This window comes from Pseudomonas sp. GD04091, assembly GCF_029836165.1.
In the GTDB taxonomy this organism is placed as follows: Bacteria; Pseudomonadota; Gammaproteobacteria; order Pseudomonadales; family Pseudomonadaceae; genus Aquipseudomonas.
Genome location: NZ_JAOEBG010000046.1, coordinates 1 through 4,477, shown reverse-complemented (window position 1 = coordinate 4,477; position 4,477 = coordinate 1). Strand labels below are relative to the sequence as shown.

The 4,477-nt window shown below is 66.2% G+C and carries 2 protein-coding genes; both read right to left on the bottom strand.

Features of this window, described 5'->3' with window-relative positions:
• On the bottom strand, positions 1–1,313 hold a 1,313-nt coding region (locus N7422_RS26780; RefSeq protein ID WP_279809342.1), incomplete at its 3' end, for an efflux transporter outer membrane subunit.
• A gap of 20 nt (positions 1,314–1,333) precedes the next feature.
• On the bottom strand, positions 1,334–4,477 hold a 3,144-nt coding region (locus tag N7422_RS26775; RefSeq protein ID WP_279809341.1), incomplete at its 5' end, for an efflux RND transporter permease subunit.

Here is a 4,477-nt window from a genome sequence, read left to right as displayed (position 1 = left end):
TCCTGGAAGCGCTGCTCGGCCAGCTCGTAGGCCTTCTGGCTGGCCGCCACCAGGAGCTGCTCCGCGCGGATCTGCTCATCGAGCGTGCGCTTGCCCGCCAGGCCGTCGGCCACCTCGGCGAAGGCCGCCTGGATGGACTTCTCGTAGTTGGCGATCTCGATGCGCTTCTGTACGTGCGCCACGTCCAGGTTGGCGCGCAGCGCGCCGCCGCGGAAGATGGGCAGCGTGATCTGCGGCAGGAAGCTCCAGGCCCGCGAGCCCGAATCGAACAGGCCGTCCAGCGAAGCGCTGGCCGTGCCCGCCGAGCCCGTAAGGCTGATCGTCGGGAAGAACGCGGCCCGCGCCGCGCCGATGTTGGCGTTGGCGCCGATCAGCATCTGCTCGGCGGCGCGGATGTCCGGCCGGCGCGCGAGCAGTTCGGACGGCAGGCCGCTCGGCAGGCCGGTCGGCACGATGTCGTCCGGCAGCGCCATGGCCTCGTCAAGCTGCCGGGACAGCTCGGGCGTCAGCGGCTGGCCCAACAGCAGCACCAGCGCGTTGCGGTCCTTGGCCGCCTGCCGTGTGTAGGCGGCATGGTTGGCCTCGGCGGTGCGCAACGCGATCTCTGCGCGGCGCAGGTCGAGCTGCGTGGAGTTGCCCGCTTCCACCAGTTGGGTGGTCAGCCCGTAGGAGCGCTTCTGCGTGGCGAGGGTGTCGCTCGTCAGGCGCAGCAGTTCCTGGTCGGCACGCAGCGTGAGGTAGGCGCTGGCCACCTCGGACACCAGGCTCATCTGCGTGGCGATGCGGGTCTCGTCGAGGGCCAGGTAGGACGCCAGCGCCCGGTCGCTGAGGCTGCGGATGCGGCCCCACAGGTCCAGTTCCCAGGCGGCCGTCACCCCGGCCACGTCGTAGCGCCGGAACACGCCGCTTTGCCCCGTGGTGCTGAGGTCGGCCGGTACGCGCTCTGACGCGCCGCGGGCGGAAACGCCCAGGTTCGGCAGCATCTCGGCACGCTGGATACGGTACAGCGCCTGAGCCGCCTCCACGTTGAGCGCGGCCTTGCGCATGTCGCGGTTGTTCTCCAGTGAAATGCCGATCAACTGCTGCAGCAGCGGGTCGCGGAAGAAGTCCCGCCAGCCGATCTCGGCCGTGATCGCGTCGTCGGGCGTCGCGGCCGCCGGTTCCACATAGGCCGCGCCCAAGGGATAAGCCGTGTCGATCGGCGCTGCGGGCCGGTCATACTTCGGTGCCATGGAGCAGCCAGTCAACGCCGCCGCGAGGGCGAGCGGCGCCAGCGTCCTGGCGGGTCGTGTGAATGCGAAAGATGTTTTCATGTCGTATGTCCTCCTGGCCGTCATGCGTGCTGGTCGGTCATGCCGACACGGGCATGGCGCGCTTCGCGGCGCAGCGCCAGCTTGCGCACCACGACGTAGAACACCGGCGTCAGCACCAGGCCGAATACCGTCACGCCCAGCATGCCGGCGAACACCGCGATGCCCATGGCGTGGCGCATCTCGGCGCCCGCACCGCTGGCCAGCACCAGCGGCACCACGCCAGCGATGAAGGCGAACGACGTCATCAGGATCGGGCGCAGCCGCAAGCGCGCGGCTTCGAGCACGGCTGCCAGCGGATCGGCCCCTTCGCTTTCCTTCGCGCGGGCGAACTCCACGATCAGGATCGCGTTCTTGGCGGCCAGGCCGATCAGCACCACGAAACCGATCTGCGTGAAGATGTTGTTGTCCCCCCCAGAGAGCCAGACGCCGGCGATCGCCGAGAGCAGCGCCATGGGTGCAATCAGCAGCACAGCGAACGGCAGCGACCAACTGTTGTACTGGGCCGCCAGGAACAGGAAGGCGAGCAGCACCGCCAGCGCGAAGATATAGATAGCAGTATTGCCAACTCGCTTTTCCTGGAAAGTCAGGTCCGTCCATTCGTAGGTCATACCGTCAGGCAGCGATTCGCTCACGATCTTCTCAATCGCGGCGGTGGCCTGGCCGGATGAGTAGCCCGGCGCTGGCCCGCCGCTGATGTCCGCCGAGGGGAAGCCGTTGTAATGCATCACCCGGTCGGGGCCGGAACTGCGCTCGATGGTCGCGAACGCGCTCAGCGGGATCATGTCGCCCGCTGCATTGCGCACCTTGAGCATGCCTATGTCCTCAGCCTGCATGCGGAACTGCGCATCGGCTTGGGCCATTACCCGGTAGGTGCGACCGAAGCGGTTGAAGTCGTTGACGTAGAGCGAGCCAAGGTTGACCTGCAGGGTGTCGAACACCTCGGTCAGCGACACGCCCTGCGACTTGGCCTTCACCCGGTCGATGTCCACCTGCAACTGCGGCGCATTGGTCTGGAAGCTGGCGAGCATGTTCGCCAGCTCGGGCGCCTGCATGGCCTTGCCCATGATCTGGCCCTGTGCTTGTGCAAGCGCCTCGGGACCCAGGCCCGCCCGGTCCTCGATCTGCAGCTTAAAGCCGCCCATAGAACCCAGGCCCGGCACCGGCGGCGGCGGGAAGATGCCGACGAAGCCGTCCGGGATCTGGCTGAACTTGCCCATGAGCTTGCCCTGGATGGCGAAGGCCGACAGCGACGGGTCCTTGCGCTCATCGAAGGGCTTGAGCATGGCGAACATCAGCGCGGTGTTCGGCTGGTTCACCGGTCCATTGACCGACAGGCCCGGGAAGGCCACCACGCTCTCGACGCCCGGCTCAGCCAGTGCGATCTTGGTCATCTCCTTGACGACCGCCTCGGTGCGATCCAGCGAGGCGCCGGTCGGAAGCTGGGCGATGCCCACGAGGTAGTACTTGTCCTGGGCGGGCACGAAGCCCGCAGGCACCTTGTGGAAGCCCAGCCAGGTCAGGCCCAGGAAGCCGACGTAGAGCAGCAGCACGATGGCGCTGCCGCGCACCGCGCGGCGCACGCCCCCGACGTAGGAATTCGAGGCGCGGTCGAAGAAGCGGTTGAAGCGGCGGAAGAAGCCGCCGAACACGCCGTCGATGATGCGCGTGACGCGATCGGGCTTGGCCGCGCCGTGGTGCGGCTTGAGCAGGATGGCGGCCAGCGCTGGCGACAGCGTAAGCGAGTTGATCGCCGACAGGATGGTCGAGAACGCGATGGTTAGCGCGAACTGGCGATAGAACTCGCCCTGCAGCCCCGACAGGAACGCCGAGGGGATGAAGACCGCTGCCAGCACCGAGGTGATGGCCAGGATCGGGCCAGTCACTTCATCCATCGCCTTGCGCGCCGCGTCCTTGGGTGATTCGCCCAGCGCTATGTGGCGCTCCACGTTCTCCACCACCACGATGGCGTCATCCACCACGATGCCGATGGACAGCACCAGTCCGAACAGCGACAGTGTGTTCAGCGAGAAACCGAACATGTGCATCACCGCGAACGTGCCGACCAGCGAGACCGGCACGGCGATCAGCGGGATGATCGACGCGCGCCAGGATTGCAGGAACAGCACCACCACGATCACCACCAGGAAGATGGCCTCCAGCAGCGTGACGGCGACGGACTGGAGCGAGGCGCGCACGAAGACCGTGGGGTCGTAGGCGATCCTATACTCAATGCCGTCGGGGAACTTAGCTTGAAGTCGGTCCATTGCCGCGCGCACCGCGCTAGACACATCCAGCGCGTTCGCGCCCGGGCTCTGGATGATCTGTATCCCCACCGCCGGCTCGCCATTGAGCAGGCTGCGCAAAGAGTAGGAATCGGCCCCCATCGAGATGCGGGCGACATCCCGCAGGCGAGTTACCTGGCCGTCGGCGCCCGTCTTCACGACGATCTCGCCGAATTGCTCCTCGCTCGACAGTCGGCCCAGAGTGTTGACCGTGACCTGGAACGCCGCCGAGGCATCCGGCTGCTGACCAACCGAACCAGCGGCAACCTGTATGTTCTGCTCGCGGATGGCGGCAACCACGTCGCTCGCGATCAGCCCACGAGCAGCGACCTTGGCGGGTTCGAGCCAGACCCGCATCGAATACTCCCCGGCGCCCCAGACTAGGACATCGCCGACGCCTGGCGTACGAGCCAGCTCATCCTTCACATGAAGTGTGGCGTAGTTGGAGACGTACAGCGGATCATATCGACCTCCAGGCGAAAGCAAATGCACCACCATGAGAACGTCCGGCGACGTTTTCTCGGTGACAACACCGATGCGCTGAACTTCAGGCGGTAGGCGCGGCAACGCCCGCGAGACCCGGTTTTGCACCTGGATCTGCGCAATGTCGGCGTTGATATGCTGCTCGAAGGAGACGGTGAGCACCATTTTCCCGTCGGTGGACATCTGAGACTGCATGTACATCATGCCTTCTACGCCGTTGATCGCCTGCTCCAGCGGTGATGCCACGGTATCGGCGATCACTTGCGGGTTGGCACCGGGATAGCTAGCGGTGACCTGCACCGTGGGAGGCGTGACCTGCGGGTATTCGCTCAGCGGCAGCTGGAAGTAGCTGATCGCGCCCGCGATCAGCATCAGCACCGACAGGACGATGGCGAAGAT